This window comes from Amycolatopsis sp. NPDC058340, from assembly GCF_042723975.1.
In the GTDB taxonomy this organism is placed as follows: Bacteria; Actinomycetota; Actinomycetes; order Mycobacteriales; family Pseudonocardiaceae; genus Amycolatopsis.
This window is the reverse complement of the sequence record NZ_JBHXIB010000008.1, coordinates 159313-175463: the sequence shown is the minus strand read 5'-3', so window position 1 is coordinate 175463 and position 16151 is coordinate 159313. Positions and strand designations below refer to the sequence as shown.

Genomic DNA, 16151 nt, shown 5'->3' with positions numbered 1-16151 from the left:
GTGGCAAGGACGGTTAGAACCGTCCTTGCCACTCACGAGACACGACGAATTCCCGGCCTTATACCGGGGCAGAAAGAAAGTGGGCGGCGCGGGGTCCGGGCGCCTGGAGCCACCGGTCGATGACCCGCGGCAGGGGGAAGGAAAGATCAGAACTCGTCCTGTTTGACCATCGTCCGCAGGCGGGCCAGTGCGCGGTGCTGCGTCACGCGCACGTTGCCGGCGGAGATCCCGAGCGCCTCGGCGGTTTCGGCGGCGGACAGGCCGACGGCGATGCGGAGGGCGAGGATCTCCTGCTGCACCCGCGGGAGGGTGGAGAGCAGGCGGTTGAGCCGGGCACCGAGGTCGAGGTGCAGGGCGTGGGTTTCGGGTTCGTTGTCGCCGATGGGCCGCTCCGGCAGTTCCGGTACCGGTTCGGACCGGTCACGGGAGACCGCGCGGTAGGCGTCGGCGACCTTGTTGGCGGCGATGGCGTGCACGAGATAGAGGAACGAACCGCCGCGATCCTGGTAGCCGGGAAGTGCCTTCAGCACCGCCATGCACACTTCCTGCGCGACGTCGTCCGCCGACAGGTAGGACAGGTCGCGGCCGCCCATTCTGGCGCGGCAGTAGCGGACCACGACGGGACCGATCATCCGCAGCAGCGACTGGATCGCCGCGGGATTCCCGTCGCCCGCGTCCTTGACGAGGGGGTCGAGGTCCTCCTTCGTCAGCCGTCCGCCCGGTCGAGGCAGGTTCTCCGGAGTCGTGTATCCGGGAACAGCATCGGGGGTGACGGTTCTGGACGCGCTCGAAGTTACTTGCATGGTCGTCCTCCCCGGCCGACCCTGCGACCGTCGCTGTCGAGGGGTCAACACTCCGTAACGATTGAGGGCGGCAGATGCTCCGTAAGATCAGATCCATCTGCCGCCGTTGCGACGCAGCGTAATCGTAGGCGCCGGTCGGGCGGCAGTAAAGATTTCAACTAGAGATAGCCCATTCGCCGGAGCCGCCTTAATACAACCGAGACTCTGCGTCGCGGAAAGGGGCTTCGGCGTCGCTGGACGTGCGCGGGACTTAGCGCACCGCGATCAGTGCGGCCGCGGTCGCTACGACGAGTGCCGACGTTGTGACAGCAAGGATCGGGTTAAGAGGTTTCGGAGTCCCGGGGCGGCGCAGTGCTCGTTCACGGATCGCGCCGACGGCGGCGAAGGTGATCACCATGGCCCCCGCGAACGCGACCGGGACGACCGCCGTGCCCCAGCCTCGCCGGGCCGCGGTGTGCAAGAGCAGGAGTGTGCAGGCAGTAGCCGCGAGCGCGGTCCGGCGCCACGCCAGCCCGGTCCGTTCCGCTTGCGCTCCGTGATCGGGCGGGTTCACGAGAAGACCACCAGTGCCGCGGCCGTCAGGGTGATCACGAGGATTCCGGCGGTCAGCACGAGCAGCATCCCGCTCTTCGGCAGCGGCCGTCCCGCGCGCATCGCGGTCTGCACCTGTCGCCAGCGCGGATAGGCGCTCGCCGCGAGCACGGCGGCCAGTACGACGCACAGCCCCGCCAGGACGGTGCTCAGCGCGCTCGGGTCGGGGACCAGCTGATGGACGGCGACGCCGCCGGCCAGGAGGCCCAGCGCCGTCCGGAGCCAGGCGAGGAAGGTCCGTTCGTTGGCGAGCGTGAAGCGGTAGTCGGGTTCCGAGCCGCCGTCGTGCGGGCCGTTGATCTCTGCCACAGGTCGAGACTAGGCGTTCCGGCGCGCGAAGACCCACCAGCGAAGGACCGCGAAGCGCGCGATGCCGCCCACGACGCTGGCCGCGAGCAATGCGCCGGTCTGTTCCAGTGCGGTCGGCTCGGTGATCACGGCGTCGAGGGACGCGAGCACGATCGAGCCGTACGCGGCGTAGAAGGCGAAGGTCACCAGATCCTGGAAATGCCGCTTGCCCGGGTGGCTCTTCCTGGTGGCGAAGGTGACCCGGCGGTGGAACTCGGTGTTCCCGACGGTCGTGACCGCGAGCGCGACCAGATTGGCCAGTTGCGGGCCGAGGATCGGCTGCAGGACAAGGAACAGCACCGCCTGCAGGCCGGTGGCGGCGACACCGGCGACGACGTACCAAGCGGCATGGTTGCCGAGTTCGTGGTGCCGCTCCGGCGCGCGCCGGATGATCCGGTGCCCTGGCGCCCACCTGGTGGTGGTCATACCGACGACGCTACTCCTTGTTTCACAAACTTGTGAAGCTAATGAACCGCCTGAGAAACTGTGATCCCCGCGACAGCGCCGCCGTTTGGCCTGCGGAGACGCCGGGTAAGCCACCAGGACGGGGTCGAGTACAGCACGCCCCGGTCAACGTCCGACCAGGAGGGAGCGGCCGATGAGCGACCGTGAGACCGCGGAGCCGGAAACGTTGGATCCCAGCGAAGCGCTCGACGAGGACGAACTCCGGGTCGACCCGCTCGAAGAAGGGGTCGAGCCACCCGAGCATTGGAGCGGCGCCGACCGGTTCGGGACCACGCCCGCGGAGATCCGCGAAGGGGAGTCGCACGCCATGCGGCTGGCCGAAGAGGAGCCGGACGTCGGCGAGAAATGATCTTCACTCAGACGGCGGGCCATGCCGACACCCCCTAGCGTGGTCGGTCAAGTGCAAGACCGCGACGAAGGAAGGGCAGAGATGCTGACAGTCACCGAAGCCGCCGCCGAGGCGATCACCGCACTGACCGGGCAGGAGAACGGCCAAGACGGAGGCGGACTGCGGTTCGCCATGCACTCCCAGCAGGGGGACAGTCCCCAGCTCGCGGTTTCCGTCGCCCCGGAGCCGGAAAGCGGCGACAAGGTACTCGGCGCCGACGGCGGCCCGAAGGTGTTCTTGGAGCCGGAAGCGGCCGCGTTGCTCGACGACAAGGTCCTCGACGTACAGCAGGACGAGACCGGCGAAGTCGCCTTCGCCGTGCTCCCGCAGGCTCAGCCCCAGCCCGGCAGCTGAGCCGGCGGGTCCAAGCTCAAGTCCGGGCCCAGGCGCGGACCAGCTCGCCGGCCCGCTCGCGCAGGAGTTCCGCCGCGTGCGCACGCGCGTGGTCGAGTGAAGGCGCGTGGTCGATCAGGGCGGCGCTGCCCACGACACCGAGGCCGGTGAGCTGGCCCCGGTCCAGCTGGATCCGCCCGGCCAGCACCATCAGCGGTACCGCGTGTTCCCGCGCGCGGGCCGCGATGCCGGCCGGAGCCTTGCCGTCGAGGCTCTGCTCGTCCAGCGAGCCTTCGCCGGTGATGACGAGGTCGGCGTGTTCGATGGCGCCGTCGACACCGGTGAGCCCGGCGATGAGCTGGAATCCGGATTCGACGCTCGCCCCCAGCCCGGCGATCGCGCCCGCGGCCACCCCTCCGCCCGCGCCCGCTCCGGGAAGATCGGAGACATCGGGGGTCCCGGCGTTCCGCAACGCCTGCGCCCAGCGGGACAGTGACTCGTCCAGTTGCTCGACTTCGCGCGGGCCCGCGCCTTTCTGCGGGCCGAAGATCGCGGCCGCGCCACGGGGGCCGAGCAACGGGTTGGTGACGTCGGTGGCGACGGCGACCTCGACGGAGCCGAGCCGTTCACGCACCGGCCCGAGTTCGGCAAGGGCGACCCGGCCCAGCGTGCCGCCGCCGAGCCCGACCGGTGCGCCGAACGCGTCGAAGACCCCGGCACCCAGCGCCGCCAGCATCCCGGCGCCGCCGTCGGTGCTCGCCGTCCCGCCGACCGTCAGCACCAGCCGTCGAGCGCCGTTGTCGAGCGCGTGCGCGAGCAGCTCCCCGACGCCCCAGGTGTGCGCGGCGAGCGCCACCTCCGGGCTCGGCTCGACGAACTCGATCCCGCACGCGCGGGCCGATTCGATGTAGGCCGTTCCGTCGAGGGTCACGTAGCGGGCGTCGACGGTGTCGTCGAGCGGCCCGCGGACCGGGAGCTCCACGAGACGGCCACCCGCCGCGACGAGGACGTCGAGCGTTCCTTCGCCGCCGTCGGCGACCGGGCAGGAGGAGACCTCGGCTTCGGGCAGCGCGTCGCGGACGCCGTGGGCGATCGCCTCCGCGGCCTCGACCGCGGTCAAACTTCCCTTGAACTTGTCGGGCGCGATGACCACACGAGTCATGGACGAACCTCCGTCAGCGGGTTTCCGCCGGTGAGCACCGACGCGACGTTCTCGGCCGCGAGCACGGCCATGGCGGTACGGGTTTCGACCGTCGCCGATCCGAGATGCGGCGTCAAGACGACGTTTTCGCGATCCAGCAGGCGGGGTTCGACCTCGGGTTCGGCTTCGAACACGTCGAGGCCGGCACCGGCGATCTCCCCGGCTTCGAGCGCGTCGGCCAGCGCGGCCTCGTGGACGACGGGGCCGCGTGTGGTGTTGATCAGGTACGCGCCCGGTTTCATCGCCTTCAGCGCGTCCGCGTCGATGAGATGCCGGGTCTCCGGCGTGAGCGGGCAGTGCAGCGACACGACGTCGGAGCTTCGCAGCAGCTCGTCGAAGGGCACGTACTTCGCGCCCAACGTCTTCTCGACGTCGTCGGCGGCCCGTGATCGTCCTGAGTAGACGATCCGCATGCCGAAACCGAGCGCCCGCCGCGCGACCGCCTGCCCGATCTGGCCGAGCCCGACGATCCCGAGTGTCTTGTCCTGCAGCGAGGAGCCGAGCAGGAAACCCAGATGGAACGACCAGGGCGTGCGCGAGCGGATCAGCCGTTCGCCCTCGCCGAGCCGTCGCGTGACCGCGAGGATCAGGCCGAACGCCAGATCCGCGGTGGCGTCGGTGAGCACGCCGGGGGTGTTGGTGACGGTGATGCCGCGTCCGGCCAGCGCCGGGACGTCGATGTTGTCGTAGCCGACGGCCACGTTCGCCACGACCTTCAGCCCCGGGCCGGCGGCGTCGGCGACTTCGCCGTCGATCCGGTCGTGCAGCATGCCGACGATCGCGGACGAGCCACGGACGAACTCACGCAGTTCGCCCGGCGTCAGCGGCCGGTCGGCGCGCGACAGTTTCACCTCCCCGGCCTCGGCGAGCACTTTCAGCGCTTCGTCGGGAATCCAGCGGGTCACCGCGATCGTCGAGGTCACACGCTCAGCCTAGTGGGCGACGGTTGGTATCCCAAATACCGGAAATCCCCGTTATGAGGGAGGTGCTTCCCCTGCGCGGGGGAGTCGTCACCCGTCCGGCGCCCGGGATCGTCGGAAACGCGGAAAAGCTCCGCGACCAGGGGATTTCAGGGGTGGAACATGAAACGATCACGAGAACTCGCGGCCGTCGGTGCCGCGATGGCCCTCGCCACGACACTCGTCGCGGCCGGTCCGGCGTCGGGCGTGGAAACGGGCAAGCCGACCGAACCGAGCCTGGTCGGCAGCGCCAAGATGCTGCGCAAGGACGGCCAGGACGTCCGGTTCGCCTTCGACGCGCACGGGCTCTTCCCGGAGAGCAAGGGGACCTTCCGGGTGAGCCACGTGGGTGAGGGGTTCTCCGCCTACTTCCGCGGCAGGGTCGACTGCCTGGTCGTCGGTGGTCCGGTCGCCGTCGTCACCGGGATCGTCGAGGACACGAACGTCCCCGGTCTCAAGGACCGCCGGGTCGGGATGACGGTGTACGACAACGGCAAGCGCGACAGGCTCGGCTACAGCTGGGCGCCCGACCCCGAGCAGAAGCACATCGTGCCGCCGTGCCTGAGCAGCGCGACCTTCGAACGGGTCGAGAGCGGCGACTTCAAGGCCGTCGAATGGTTCCCGCCCGGCAGCGGGATCGGCTGATCACAGGAGGTCCGCCACCTTCTTCGCGGTCTCCTTCGCGGATCCCGGGTTCTGACCGGTGACGAGATTGCCGTCGACCACCGCGTAGGAGACGAAGGGCAGCTTCGCCTTTTCGTAGAGCGCGCCGCGTTTCTTCATCTCTTCTTCGGCGTTGTAGGGCACCAGCTTGTCCACCCTCGCGAGGACTTCCTCGCGCCAGGCGAAGCCGGTGACCTTGCGGCCCGCGACGAGATACGAGCCGTCGGACAGCTTCGTGTTCAGCAGTCCGCAGTAGCCGTGGCAGACGGAGGAAACGATGCCTCCGCGTTCGAAGATCTCGCGGGTGATCCGTTGTAGTCCTTCGCTGTCGGGGAAGTCATACATGACCGCGTGGCCGCCGGTGAAGTAGATCGCGTCGAAGTCCGCCGAGTCGATCTCGCCCGGGGCGGCGGTGTTCTCCAGCAAGGCCATCCGGTCCGGATCGGCGTGCCAGGCCTTGGCGGTCTTGTCGTAGCTGGGGAACTTCAGCGATCGGGGTTCGAGCGGCGATCGTCCGCCCTGGGGGCTGACGATCGTCTGCTCGAAGCCGCGCTCGGCGAAGACGTGGAAGGCATGGGTGAGCTCGGAGAGCCATAAGCCGGTCGGGTGGGACGGCTCGTCGTAGTGGCCGACGTTGGTGACGACGGTCAAGACGCGTGTGGTCATTTGCGGGCCTCCTTTTCGCGGACGGAGGTGGGGACCGGCATGTGGAGCGCGAGCTGCCCTTCGGTCATCACGTCGAGGCGGATCGGCTTGCGGGCGTCGAGCGAGCGCAGGTCATCGGAGAGGCGTCCCTCGCCCAGCCGGAGGCAGGCACCGCGCGGGAACGTCGTGCTTCCGGACGAGAGGACGTTCGTCTGGCTCAGCGTCGCATGCCACGCGTCCCCGATGGTGGTGTACGACGTGAGACTCGAAACCTGTTCGCCGGACTTGTGCGTGGTTTGGCGTGGTGTCGCCGCCGAAAGGGCGAGGTCGGTCTCGCCGCGGTCGTTCGCCACGCGTGCTTCGGTGCGCTCGGCGTCGATGTCGACGTCGAGGCTCGTCACCCATTTCGGGAATCCGTAGCCGTCGTGGCCGCGGACCTGGGCGATGTCGCTGCTGACCGGGAGGGACAGCACGTACGAGTGAAGGTGCTCGTTCTTGAGCCCGGTCACGAGATCGAAGAACCCGAGCCTTCCGTGCCTGGCGGGACGGACCGCGACGCCCACGGCGGCCTCGGTGTAGAAGTCGATGTCGCAGACGTCGTACCGGAACACCATCACCGACACCAGACCGAGGCCCGGTGCGATCTCCAGCGGCGACAGCTCTTCGGGCAGACGGCGCCGGATCGCCCGGGAGGGTGCGATCAGCGTCAGCCGGGCCGTCGCGATCCGGTAGTAGAAGTTGGGCGTCAGCGTCGGGCCGATCGGCGACTCGACCCGCGCCTTGGGGAGCCGCCGGAAGAAGTCGACACCGCTCACACGCGGGTCGGCGGCGACGGCGTCGAGGTCGGTGTCCATGCGGTAGCGGTCGTACAGGCCGCCTTTCGGGACGTCGACCGCGCGTCCACCCAGATCGACGGTGACCGTTTCCTGTGACATCGGGATCTCCCGGGATGTTTACAATGCTTACATCCGAGACCCTAGGTTTCGATGTGAGCACTGTCAACACCGGTTAGTGCGGCCGTGCCGCCAGGATCGCGGCGAAGGCGGCTCGTACCTGTTCGGCGATCTCGTCGTCCGACTCCACCTGGAGCTTGCCGTCCAGGAACAAGTACGCGAGCCCATGGGCCAGTGCCCAGCCCGCCGAGGCGAGCGCGTCCGAGGGAGCGGAGAACACTTGTGACATCGCCAGTCGCAGGAGGTCGTGGATCTCCGCCGCGGCCTGGACGCGCTCCTCGCTCCCCGTGTCGCAGGCGTTCCCGAACATCAGCCGGAACAGCGCCGGTCGGCGCAGGGCGAAATCGACGTAGGCGACCGCGAGTTCGGCCAGGTCCTCCGCTGAAGCCGGGAGTTCGCGCCCTTTCGTGAGGTCTTCCTTCAGGTCTCGCAACCCTTGTGCGGCCAACGCCGACTCCAGAGCGTCCCGGTCGGCGAAGTGCCGGTACGGCGCCGTCGCCGAGACGCCCGCCTCGCGTGCGACGGCGCGCAAGGAGAACTGTTCGCCGGCTTCGAGCATGCGCATCGCCGTGGTCAGCAGTGACGCCCTCAAGTCGCCGTGATGGTAGCCACTCTTCGTCGATGTTGACACTGCTTACATCCCCTTCCTATCCTCATGTGAGCAATGTAAACATACCTCGTTCGGGAGCAAGGATGTCATCCGCAGCCGAGAAAATCCCCTCGCCGGTGTTCGAGCCGCTCACTCTTCCCAATGGCTCGACGCTGCCGAATCGCCTGGTGAAGGCCGCGATGGAGGAGAACATGGCGAGTCGCGGGCAGTTGCCGGGCAAACCCTTGTTCGAGCTGTATCGCCGGTGGAGCGAGGGCGGGGCCGGCCTGCTCGTCACCGGCAACGTCATGGTCCACGCGGAGGCGCTCACCGGTCCGGCGGGTGTCGTCCTCGACGCGGGCTCGCCCCTTGAGCCGTTCCGCCGGTGGGCGTCGGCCGCCAAGAGCGGCGGCGCGCGGGTGTGGATGCAGATCAACCATCCCGGGCGCCAGATCCGGGCGGATATGCCAGGGGTGGCCTGGGGGCCGTCGGCCGTCCGTGTCGACGTCGGCAAGAACAGCAAGCGGTTCGCCGAGCCGGTCGAGATGTCCGCGCGGCAGATCGAGGAGACGGTCGCCCGGTTCGCCGAGACCGCCCGCCGCGCCGAAGAGGCCGGTTTCGACGGCGTCGAGATCCACGCGGCGCACGGCTACCTGCTCTCGCAATTCCTTTCCCCGCTGGCCAATCGTCGTGAAGACCGGTGGGGAGGAAGCCTGGAGAACCGGGCCGGGTTCCTGCTCGACGTCGTCCGCGCGGTCCGCGCCGTCGTGGCGCCCGGGTTCGCCGTCGTCGTCAAGCTCAACTCCGCGGACTTCCAGCGCGGCGGTTTCGACGCCGACGACGCCGCGTCGGTCATCGCGATGCTCGCTCCGCTCGGTGTCGACCTGGTCGAACTGTCGGGCGGCAGTTACGAGAGCCCCGCGATGACCGGTCAGTCCGGCGACGACCGCACTCGTGCGCGGGAGGCCTATTTCCTGTCACTGGCCGAACAGCTCGTCCGGACCAGCGCGTTGCCGCTGATGCTGACCGGCGGCGTGGTCCGCAGGCGTGTCGCGGAAGAAGTCCTCGCGAGCGGTGTGGAACTCGTCGGTATGGGCACCGCCTTGGCCGTCGATCCGGGGCTGCCCGCCAAATGGCGGCACGACGCGGACGCCGATGTGGAACTCGCGCCGGTCCGGATCGCGGACAAGGCCGTCGCGTCCGCCGCGAGCATGGCCCGCGTCCGGCGGCAGCTGCGCCGGCTCGGCGCGGGACGGCGCACCAGGCCCGGCATCGACCCGAAACTGGCGCTCGTGGTGGAGACGGTGCTGCAGGCCGTCGCGCTGCGCCGCTATCGCGCTTGGTTGCACGGGCGCGCCGGCTGAGCTATGTTCATATGCAGAACATGTGTGCGCGATCCGAACGGAACATGGACTGCCTGGGAGTGTGGGGATGGCGGAGCTGCTGTCGTTGAAGGAGGCCGTGGCACGGCTGGTGCACGACGGGGACACCGTCGCGCTCGAGGGCTTCACGCACCTCATCCCCGTGGCCGCAGGCCACGAGATCATCCGCCAGCGCCGCACCGGGCTGACGTTGATCCGCATGACGCCCGACATCGTCTACGACCAGCTCATCGGCGCGGGCTGCGCGAGCAAGCTGATCTTCTCGTGGGGCGGCAACCCCGGGGTCGGCTCGCTGCACCGGTTCCGTGACGCGGTCCAGCACTCCTGGCCGGTGCCGCTGGAGATAGAGGAACACAGTCACGCGGGCATGGCGAATCGGTACGTCGCCGGTGCTTCGGGGCTGCCGTTCGCCGTCCTGCGCGGCTACACCGGCACGGATCTTCCCGCGCAGACCGACACGATCAAGCCCATCACCTGCCCGTTCACCGGTGAGCGGCTGGCCGCCGTCCCCGCCCTCAACCCGGACGTCACCATCGTGCACGCCCAGCGCGCCGACAGGTCCGGGAACGTCCAGATCTGGGGTATCACCGGCGTCCAGAAGGAGGCGGTGCTCGCGGCGAAACGGTCGCTGGTCACCGTCGAGGAGGTCGTCGACGAGCTGGAGCCCCGTCCGGGCGCGATCGTGCTGCCGTCGTGGGCCGTCACCGCCGTGGCCGAGGTGCCCGGCGGCGCGCGGCCGTCGTACGCGGCGGGCTACTACGAACGGGACAACGACGCCTACCAGGCATGGGACGCGATCGGCCGGGACCGGGAGAGCTTCACCCGCTGGCTCGACGAGCTGACGGGAGTGAAGGCATGACCGAGTACACCTCCGACGAGATGATGAGCGTCGCCGCCGCCCGCGCGCTCGGCGACGGGATGTCCTGTTTCGTGGGCATCGGCCTGCCCAGCACGGCCGCCAACCTCGCCCGCCGCGGGCACGCGCCGAATCTGACGCTGATCTACGAATCCGGATGTCTCGGCGCCAAACCGACCAGGCTCCCGTTGTCCATCGGCGACGGCGAACTCGCCGACACCGCGGACGCCGTGGTCAGTGTCCCCGAGGTCTTCAACTACTGGCTCCAGCCGGGACGGATCGACGTCGGCTTCCTCGGCGCCGCCCAGCTGGACAAGTTCGGCAACATCAACACCACCGTCATCGGCCCGGATTACGCCAACCCCAAGGTGCGCCTGCCGGGCGCGGGCGGCGCGCCGGAGATCGCCGCGTCCTGCCGCGAGGTGTTCGTCGTGCTCCGGCAGAGCACCCGCACGTTCGTCGAGAAGGTCGACTTCGTGACGTCGTTCGGCCACGGCACCGGCAAGGGCGATCGCGAGCGCCTCGGCCTCCCCGGCGCCGGGCCGACGCTGGTGGTCACCGACCTCGGCCTGATGCGGCCCGACCCCGAGACCGCCGAGCTCACGCTCACCGAGCTGCACCCCGGCGTCGAGGTCGATCAGGTCGTCGAGGCGACCGGGTGGAAACTGAAGGTGTCCGGCGACCTGGGCACCACCCCGGCGCCGACAGAGACAGAGCTCCGCATCCTCCGAGACCTCAAAAGGGCGAGCGCATGACCGACGTCTTCCTGTTCGACGCCATCCGTACCCCGTTCGGCAAGTACGGCGGCGCCCTGTCCGGCGTGCGCCCGGACGATCTCGCCGCCACCGTGCTGCGGGCACTGGCCGAGCGCAACGACCTCGACCCGGCCACCGTCGACGAGGTCGTGCTCGGCGACGCCAACGGCGCGGGTGAGGACAACCGCAACGTCGCGCGGATGGCGGCGCTGCTGGCGGGCTGGCCGACGACCGTGCCCGGCGCCACGGTCAACCGGCTGTGCGGCTCCGGCCTCGACGCGGTCATGCAGGCCAGCCGGTCGGTCCAGGTCGGCGACGCCTCGCTCGCCGTCGCGGGCGGGGTCGAGTCGATGAGCCGCTCGCCGCTGGTCATGCAGAAACCGGAGAAGGCCTTCCCGGCGGGCAACCAGACGCTGTACTCCACCGCGCTGGGCTGGCGCATGGTCAACCCGAAGATGCCCGAGCAGTGGACGGTCTCGCTCGGCGAGTCCACCGAGCAGCTCGCGGAGCGCTACGGCATCGGCCGCGACGAGCAGGACGCGTTCGCCGTCCGCAGCCACGTCAACGCCGCCCGAGCCTGGGACGACGGGTTCTACGACGACCACGTCGTCCCGGTCGAAGGTGTCGAGCTCACCCGTGACGAAGGCATCCGGCCGGACTCCAGCCCGGAGAAGCTCGCGAAGCTCAAGCCCGTCTTCCGTCCACAAGGGACGGTCACGGCCGCGAACGCGTCGCCGCTGAACGACGGCGCCTCCGCGTTGCTGCTCGGCGACGAGGCGGCCGGGAAACGGCTCGGCAAGGCACCGCTGGCCCGGATCGCCGGCCGGGGCGCCGCGGGCGTCGACCCGGACGTCTTCGGCATCGGCCCGGTGCGCGCGGCCGAGATCGCCTTGGCACGGGCCGGGATCGGCTGGGAGGACCTGGCGGCGGTGGAACTGAACGAGGCCTTCGCCGCGCAGTCGCTGGCCTGCCTGCGGGACTGGTCGAAGCTCGACCCGGAGATCGTCAACGTGAACGGCGGCGCGATCGCGATCGGGCATCCGCTGGGCGCCTCCGGCGGCCGGATCCTCGGCACCCTGGCCCACCACCTTCGCCGCACCGGCGGCCGATGGGGTCTGGCCGCCATCTGCATCGGCGTCGGCCAGGGGCTGGCCGTCGTCCTCGAAGCCCAGTGACCCACTGACCAGCGCTGGAGGGAACAGCATGTCCGCACCCGCAGAACTGAGGCTCCCGCGCTACCGGCGCGACCCGGAGGGCACGCATCCGCCGCTCGGCTTCGCCGGATACCGGTCGACGGCGCTGCGGCACCCCAAGGAACCGTTGATCGTGCTCCCGCATCTGCTGACCGAGGTCACCGGGCCCGCGCTGGGCCCCGGCCGGATCGGCGAGTTCGACAACGACCTCACCAAGGGCCACGCGGGGGAGCCGCAGGGGCAGCGGATCATCGTCACCGGGAGGCTGCTCGACGGCGACGGGCGGCCGATCCGCGATTCTCTCGTGGAGATCTGGCAGGCGAACGCGGGCGGCCGGTACCGGCACACCGGTGACCGCTGGCCGTCGCCGCTGGACCCGAACTTCGACGGAGCGGGCCGGACGCTCACGGACTCCGAAGGGCGCTACACCTTCACCACCATCAAACCGGGCGCGTACCCGTGGAAGAACCACGACAACGCCTGGCGGCCGGCGCATATCCACTTCTCCGTCTTCGGCAGCGCGTTCACCCAGCGGCTCGTCACCCAGATGTACTTCCCGGAAGACCCGCTGTTCTCGCAGGACCCGATCTTCAACTCCATCCCGGACGAGAAGGCGCGGCAGCGGATGATCGCGCGCTTCGACCTCGACCGCACGGAAGCCGAGTGGGCGCTGGCCTTCCAGTTCGACATCGTCGTACGCGGCCGCGAGGCTTCGGTCTTCGAAGACGAGGAGGACGAGCACTGATGCCGGAGACGACGCCTTCCCAGACCGTCGGCCCGTACCTGTCCATCGGCCTGCCCTGGCCGGACGGGCCGGACGTCGTCCCCGCGGGCGAACCGGCCGCGATCCGCGTCCACGGCCGCGTCCTCGACGGCGCGGGCGAGCCGGTGCCCGACGCGATGATCGAGACCTGGCAGGCCGACGCCGAAGGCCGGTTCGATCACCCCGACGACCCGCGCGGAGCGGTCGCGAGCGGGTTCCGGGGGTTCGGCCGCTGTCCCACCGACACGAACGGCGGCTACGAGATCCGGACGATCATGCCCGGCTCGCTGCCCGGCCCGGCGGGCGGCACACAGGCGCCGCATATCGACGTCTCGGTGTTCGCGCGCGGGCTTCTGCACCGGGTGGTCACACGGATCTACTTCGAGGACAACGACAACTCCGGGGATCCGGTGCTCGCGTCGGTCCCGGAGGAGCGCAAGGGCACCCTGATCGCCACCAAGGCCGGCGACGGCTACCGGTTCGACATCCGGTTGCAGGGCGAAGGGGAGACGGTGTTCTTCGATGTCTAGGTCTTCGATGTCCCGGTTCTCGATATCCCAGCCGGTGAAGGTGCACAGCATCGCGGAGGGGCCCGCCGACGGTCCGGTCGTGGTGTTCAGCGGATCGCTCGGCAGCGATCACCGCATGTGGGAACCGCAGGTGAAACCCTTGGTGGCGCGGGGTTTCCGGGTGATCCGGTACGACACCCGCGGCCATGGCGCGTCCCCGGTGCCGGCCGGGCCGTACACGCTCGCGGATCTCGGCGGCGACCTGCTCGCGCTGCTCGACGAGCACGGTGCCGAACGAGCCCATGTCGTCGGGCTCTCGCTCGGCGGGATGACCGGGATGTGGCTCGGCGTGAACGCGCCGGACCGGATCGCGAGTCTCGTGCTGTGCTGCACGTCCGCGAAACTCGGGCCGCCGAGCATGTGGGCGGACCGGGCGAAGACGGTCCGGGAGCACGGCACCGCGGCGGTCGCCGAGGCCGGGGTCGGCCGCTGGCTGACCCCCGGGTACGCCGCCGCGTATCCGGAACAGGCCGAGTATCTGCGCGAGATGATCGCGGGCGTCCCCGCCGAGGGATACGCAGCGTCCTGTCAGGCCATCGAACGGATGGATCTCGTCGGCGAGCTGCCCAAGATCGCGGCGCGGACCCTGGTCATCGCCGGGGCACAGGATCCGGCCACCCCGGTCGAGCACGCCGAGGTGATCGCCGCCGGTATCCCGGACGCCCGGCTCGAGGTCGTCGACGGAGCCGCGCATCTGGGGAGTTTCGAGCAGCCGGAGCGGTTCAGCGCCTTGATCCTCGACCAGCTGGAGGCCGCCCGATGAGCGAAGACCCGTACGAGACCGGCATGAAGGTGCGCCGCGAGGTCCTCGGGGACGAGCACGTCGATCGAGCCGTCGCGCGCACGACCGAGTTCAGCCGCCCGTTCCAGGACTACATCACCCGGGGCGCCTGGGGATCGGTCTGGTCGCGTGACGGGCTCGACCGCAAGACCCGCAGCTGTGTCACCCTGGCCGCGCTCACCGCGCTGCACGCCCACGACGAGCTCGCGATGCACGTCCGCGCCGCCGTCCACAATGGACTGACCGCGCAGGAGATCTCCGAGGTACTGCTGCACACCGCCGTGTACACCGGTGCCCCGGCCGCCAACGCGGCCTTCGCCGTGGCCCAGCGCGTACTGGCCGAACTCGGTGAGCCTGCGGCCCAGAAGGAGGGTGAGAGCTAGGGTTCTCATATGGACGAAGGCGAGGTGACCGAGCGCGGGGCGCATCATGTCCAGTCGCTGGAGCGCGGGCTGGCCGTGATCAAGGCGTTCAACGAGGACGCGGCCGAACTCACGCTGAGCGACGTCGCCCGTGCGACCGGGCTGACCAGGGCGGCCGCCCGCCGGTTCCTGCTCACCCTCGTCGACCTCGGGTATGTGCGCACGGACGGCAAGTACTTCTCGCTCACCGCGCGGGTCCTCGAACTCGGTTATTCGTACCTGTCGAGCCTGTCGCTGCCGGAGGTCGCCCAGCCTCATCTCGAACGGCTTTCCGCCGAGGTGCACGAGTCGAGTTCGATCTCGGTGCTCGAAGGCCCGGACATCGTCTACGTCGCCCGCGTGGCCGTCTCGCGGATCATGACCGTCAGCATCAACGTGGGGACCCGTTTCCCGGCCCACGCGACGTCGATGGGGCATGTCCTGCTGGCCGGGCTGGAGGACGACGACCTGCACGGCTACTTCGACGCGGCCAAACTCGAGAAACTGACCGATCGCACGCTGACCAGGCAAAAAGATCTGCTCGCCGAGTTGGAGAAGGTCTACCGGCAGGGCTACGCGATGGTCGACCAGGAACTCGAAGAGGGCCTTCGCTCGATCGCCGCGCCGATCCGGGACCGGCGGGGGAAGGTCGTGGCCGCGGTCAACCTCTCCACCCACGCCAGCCGCACGACTCCGGAGTCGGTCGAGAAGGAACTGCTGCCGTCGCTGCTTTCGGCGGCGCGGGCCATCGAGGCCGATCTGGCCTCGGCGCCACCGACCAGGGCGAGGCATGGCTGAGGTCGCGGGGCTGCTCCTCGCGGCCGGGGCCGGGCGCCGGTTCGGCGGGCCGAAGGCGCTGGCGGTCCTCGACGGCGAGCCGTTCGTCGTCCGGTCGCTGCGGGTACTCGCCGAAGCGGGCTGCGGCCCGGTCCGGGTGGTGCTGGGCGCCTCGGCCGGGCAAGCCCGCGCGCTCCTGCCCGATCCCGAGGTCGCTGTCGTGGCCGAGGACTGGGAGTCCGGCATGGGCGCGTCACTGCGCGCGGGTCTGCGCGCGCTCAGCGAAACCGGCGCCGAAGCCGCCGTCGTGCACCTCGTGGATCTGCCCGGGGTCGGTGCCGAAGTGGTCCGCCGGGTCGCCGGCGGGGCCGATGAGAACACCGTCGCGCGTGCGGCTTACGACGGTGTTCCCGGTCATCCCGTGGTTCTCGGCCGTCGCTGGTGGCCGGAGATCGTCGCGGGCGCGTCGGGGGACAAGGGCGCCCGCGACTGGCTCCGAGCGCGCCACGACCTGAGGCTCGTGGAATGCGGTGACCTCGGCACCGGGCACGACGTGGACCGCCCCGAGGATCTTCCGGGCTGATCTCCGCGATGCGAGTGGCGCATTCGCCTTCACGGCCGGCCGGCTGCCGACGGACGTGGGGGAAGGCCCCGCAAGGGCCGGGTATTGTGTGGACTTTTGGTTTGTCGACAAACAACACCCCCCGGGGATAAACCCCCCCGGGGCGTAGCAAAA

The 16151-nt window shown here is 69.8% G+C and carries 21 protein-coding genes and 1 pseudogene; 13 read left to right on the top strand and 9 right to left on the bottom strand.

What is annotated here, in order from left to right:
- Positions 1–146: 146 nt before the first annotated feature.
- From shbA to ACFWIW_RS13440, 4 genes are all read right to left on the bottom strand, one after another.
- Positions 147–803: an RNA polymerase sigma factor ShbA gene (gene shbA, locus ACFWIW_RS13455; protein ID WP_378368689.1), complete on the bottom strand. Its 657-nt coding sequence runs from the start codon at positions 801–803 to the stop codon at positions 147–149.
- Positions 804–1053: 250 nt separating this feature from the next.
- A complete protein-coding gene (locus ACFWIW_RS13450) occupies positions 1054–1356 on the bottom strand; it encodes a DUF202 domain-containing protein (RefSeq protein ID WP_378368688.1) in 303 nt (100 codons plus the stop codon).
- Positions 1353–1703 carry a YidH family protein gene (locus ACFWIW_RS13445; RefSeq protein WP_378368687.1) on the bottom strand — a complete coding sequence of 117 codons (351 nt, stop codon included), beginning with the start codon at positions 1701–1703 and terminating at the stop codon, positions 1353–1355. Before ACFWIW_RS13445 ends, ACFWIW_RS13450 begins: the two co-directional genes overlap by 4 nt.
- Before the next feature lie 9 nt (positions 1704–1712).
- Entirely contained in the window at positions 1713–2168 is a 456-nt protein-coding gene (locus ACFWIW_RS13440) for a GtrA family protein (RefSeq protein ID WP_378368686.1), read from the bottom strand.
- A gap of 172 nt (positions 2169–2340) precedes the next feature.
- Between ACFWIW_RS13440 and ACFWIW_RS13435 the strand changes: the two are divergent.
- Together ACFWIW_RS13435 and ACFWIW_RS13430 are read left to right on the top strand one after the other, a co-directional pair.
- A pseudogene (locus ACFWIW_RS13435) lies at positions 2341–2541 on the top strand (hypothetical protein); the annotation flags it as partial.
- A gap of 96 nt (positions 2542–2637) precedes the next feature.
- A complete protein-coding gene (locus ACFWIW_RS13430; RefSeq protein WP_005153325.1) occupies positions 2638–2949 on the top strand; it encodes a hypothetical protein in 312 nt (103 codons plus the stop codon).
- Between the two features lie 16 nt (positions 2950–2965).
- Here ACFWIW_RS13430 and ACFWIW_RS13425 read toward each other — a convergent pair whose 3' ends face one another.
- Positions 2966–4090, bottom strand: coding sequence for a glycerate kinase (locus ACFWIW_RS13425; protein ID WP_378368685.1), 1125 nt, complete (start codon positions 4088–4090; stop codon positions 2966–2968).
- The gene (locus ACFWIW_RS13420) at positions 4087–5052 is read right to left on the bottom strand and encodes a 2-hydroxyacid dehydrogenase (protein ID WP_378368684.1); all 966 of its coding nucleotides are present in this window, start codon (positions 5050–5052) and stop codon (positions 4087–4089) included. The genes ACFWIW_RS13425 and ACFWIW_RS13420 overlap by 4 nt, the downstream gene beginning before the upstream one ends.
- 159 nt (positions 5053–5211) lie before the next feature.
- Here ACFWIW_RS13420 and ACFWIW_RS13415 point away from each other — a divergent pair, with 159 nt between their 5' ends.
- A complete protein-coding gene (locus tag ACFWIW_RS13415) occupies positions 5212–5733 on the top strand; it encodes a hypothetical protein (protein ID WP_378368683.1) in 522 nt (173 codons plus the stop codon).
- Here the strand turns inward: ACFWIW_RS13415 and ACFWIW_RS13410 are convergent, their stop codons facing one another.
- From ACFWIW_RS13410 to ACFWIW_RS13400, 3 genes are all read right to left on the bottom strand, one after another.
- Positions 5734–6417: a type 1 glutamine amidotransferase domain-containing protein gene (locus ACFWIW_RS13410; RefSeq protein ID WP_378368682.1), complete on the bottom strand. Its 684-nt coding sequence runs from the start codon at positions 6415–6417 to the stop codon at positions 5734–5736. It abuts the gene before it with no gap.
- On the bottom strand, positions 6414–7331 hold the full coding sequence (locus ACFWIW_RS13405; RefSeq protein ID WP_378368681.1) for an acetoacetate decarboxylase family protein: 918 nt from the start codon (positions 7329–7331) through the stop codon (positions 6414–6416). Before ACFWIW_RS13405 ends, ACFWIW_RS13410 begins: the two co-directional genes overlap by 4 nt.
- A 73-nt stretch (positions 7332–7404) precedes the next feature.
- A complete protein-coding gene (locus tag ACFWIW_RS13400; protein ID WP_378368680.1) occupies positions 7405–7941 on the bottom strand; it encodes a TetR/AcrR family transcriptional regulator in 537 nt (178 codons plus the stop codon).
- Positions 7942–8042: 101 nt separating this feature from the next.
- Here ACFWIW_RS13400 and ACFWIW_RS13395 point away from each other — a divergent pair, with 101 nt between their 5' ends.
- The 10 genes from ACFWIW_RS13395 to ACFWIW_RS13350 all read left to right on the top strand — a co-directional run bounded on the left by ACFWIW_RS13395 (position 8043) and on the right by ACFWIW_RS13350 (position 15998).
- Complete coding sequence (locus tag ACFWIW_RS13395) at positions 8043–9302, top strand: NADH:flavin oxidoreductase/NADH oxidase family protein (RefSeq protein WP_378368679.1); 1260 nt, start codon at positions 8043–8045, stop codon at positions 9300–9302.
- 67 nt (positions 9303–9369) lie between these two features.
- Positions 9370–10179: a CoA transferase subunit A gene (locus ACFWIW_RS13390; RefSeq protein ID WP_378368678.1), complete on the top strand. Its 810-nt coding sequence runs from the start codon at positions 9370–9372 to the stop codon at positions 10177–10179.
- A complete protein-coding gene (locus ACFWIW_RS13385) occupies positions 10176–10931 on the top strand; it encodes a CoA-transferase subunit beta (RefSeq protein ID WP_378368677.1) in 756 nt (251 codons plus the stop codon). The genes ACFWIW_RS13390 and ACFWIW_RS13385 overlap by 4 nt, the downstream gene beginning before the upstream one ends.
- Positions 10928–12106, top strand: a complete 1179-nt coding sequence (locus ACFWIW_RS13380; RefSeq protein WP_378368676.1) for a thiolase family protein — start codon at positions 10928–10930, stop codon at positions 12104–12106. The genes ACFWIW_RS13385 and ACFWIW_RS13380 overlap by 4 nt, the downstream gene beginning before the upstream one ends.
- A 28-nt stretch (positions 12107–12134) precedes the next feature.
- Positions 12135–12869, top strand: coding sequence for a protocatechuate 3,4-dioxygenase subunit beta (gene pcaH, locus ACFWIW_RS13375; protein ID WP_378368675.1), 735 nt, complete (start codon positions 12135–12137; stop codon positions 12867–12869).
- Positions 12869–13417, top strand: a complete 549-nt coding sequence (pcaG, locus tag ACFWIW_RS13370; RefSeq protein WP_378368674.1) for a protocatechuate 3,4-dioxygenase subunit alpha — start codon at positions 12869–12871, stop codon at positions 13415–13417. Before pcaH ends, pcaG begins: the two co-directional genes overlap by 1 nt.
- Positions 13418–13424: 7 nt before the next feature.
- Positions 13425–14219, top strand: a complete 795-nt coding sequence (pcaD, locus tag ACFWIW_RS13365; RefSeq protein ID WP_378368748.1) for a 3-oxoadipate enol-lactonase — start codon at positions 13425–13427, stop codon at positions 14217–14219.
- The gene (gene pcaC / locus ACFWIW_RS13360; protein ID WP_378368673.1) at positions 14216–14620 is read left to right on the top strand and encodes a 4-carboxymuconolactone decarboxylase; all 405 of its coding nucleotides are present in this window, start codon (positions 14216–14218) and stop codon (positions 14618–14620) included. The genes pcaD and pcaC overlap by 4 nt, the downstream gene beginning before the upstream one ends.
- Before the next feature lie 9 nt (positions 14621–14629).
- Positions 14630–15436: an IclR family transcriptional regulator C-terminal domain-containing protein gene (locus ACFWIW_RS13355; RefSeq protein ID WP_378368672.1), complete on the top strand. Its 807-nt coding sequence runs from the start codon at positions 14630–14632 to the stop codon at positions 15434–15436.
- Positions 15429–15998, top strand: a complete 570-nt coding sequence (locus ACFWIW_RS13350; RefSeq protein WP_378368671.1) for an NTP transferase domain-containing protein — start codon at positions 15429–15431, stop codon at positions 15996–15998. The genes ACFWIW_RS13355 and ACFWIW_RS13350 overlap by 8 nt, the downstream gene beginning before the upstream one ends.
- Positions 15999–16151: the final 153 nt, after the last annotated feature.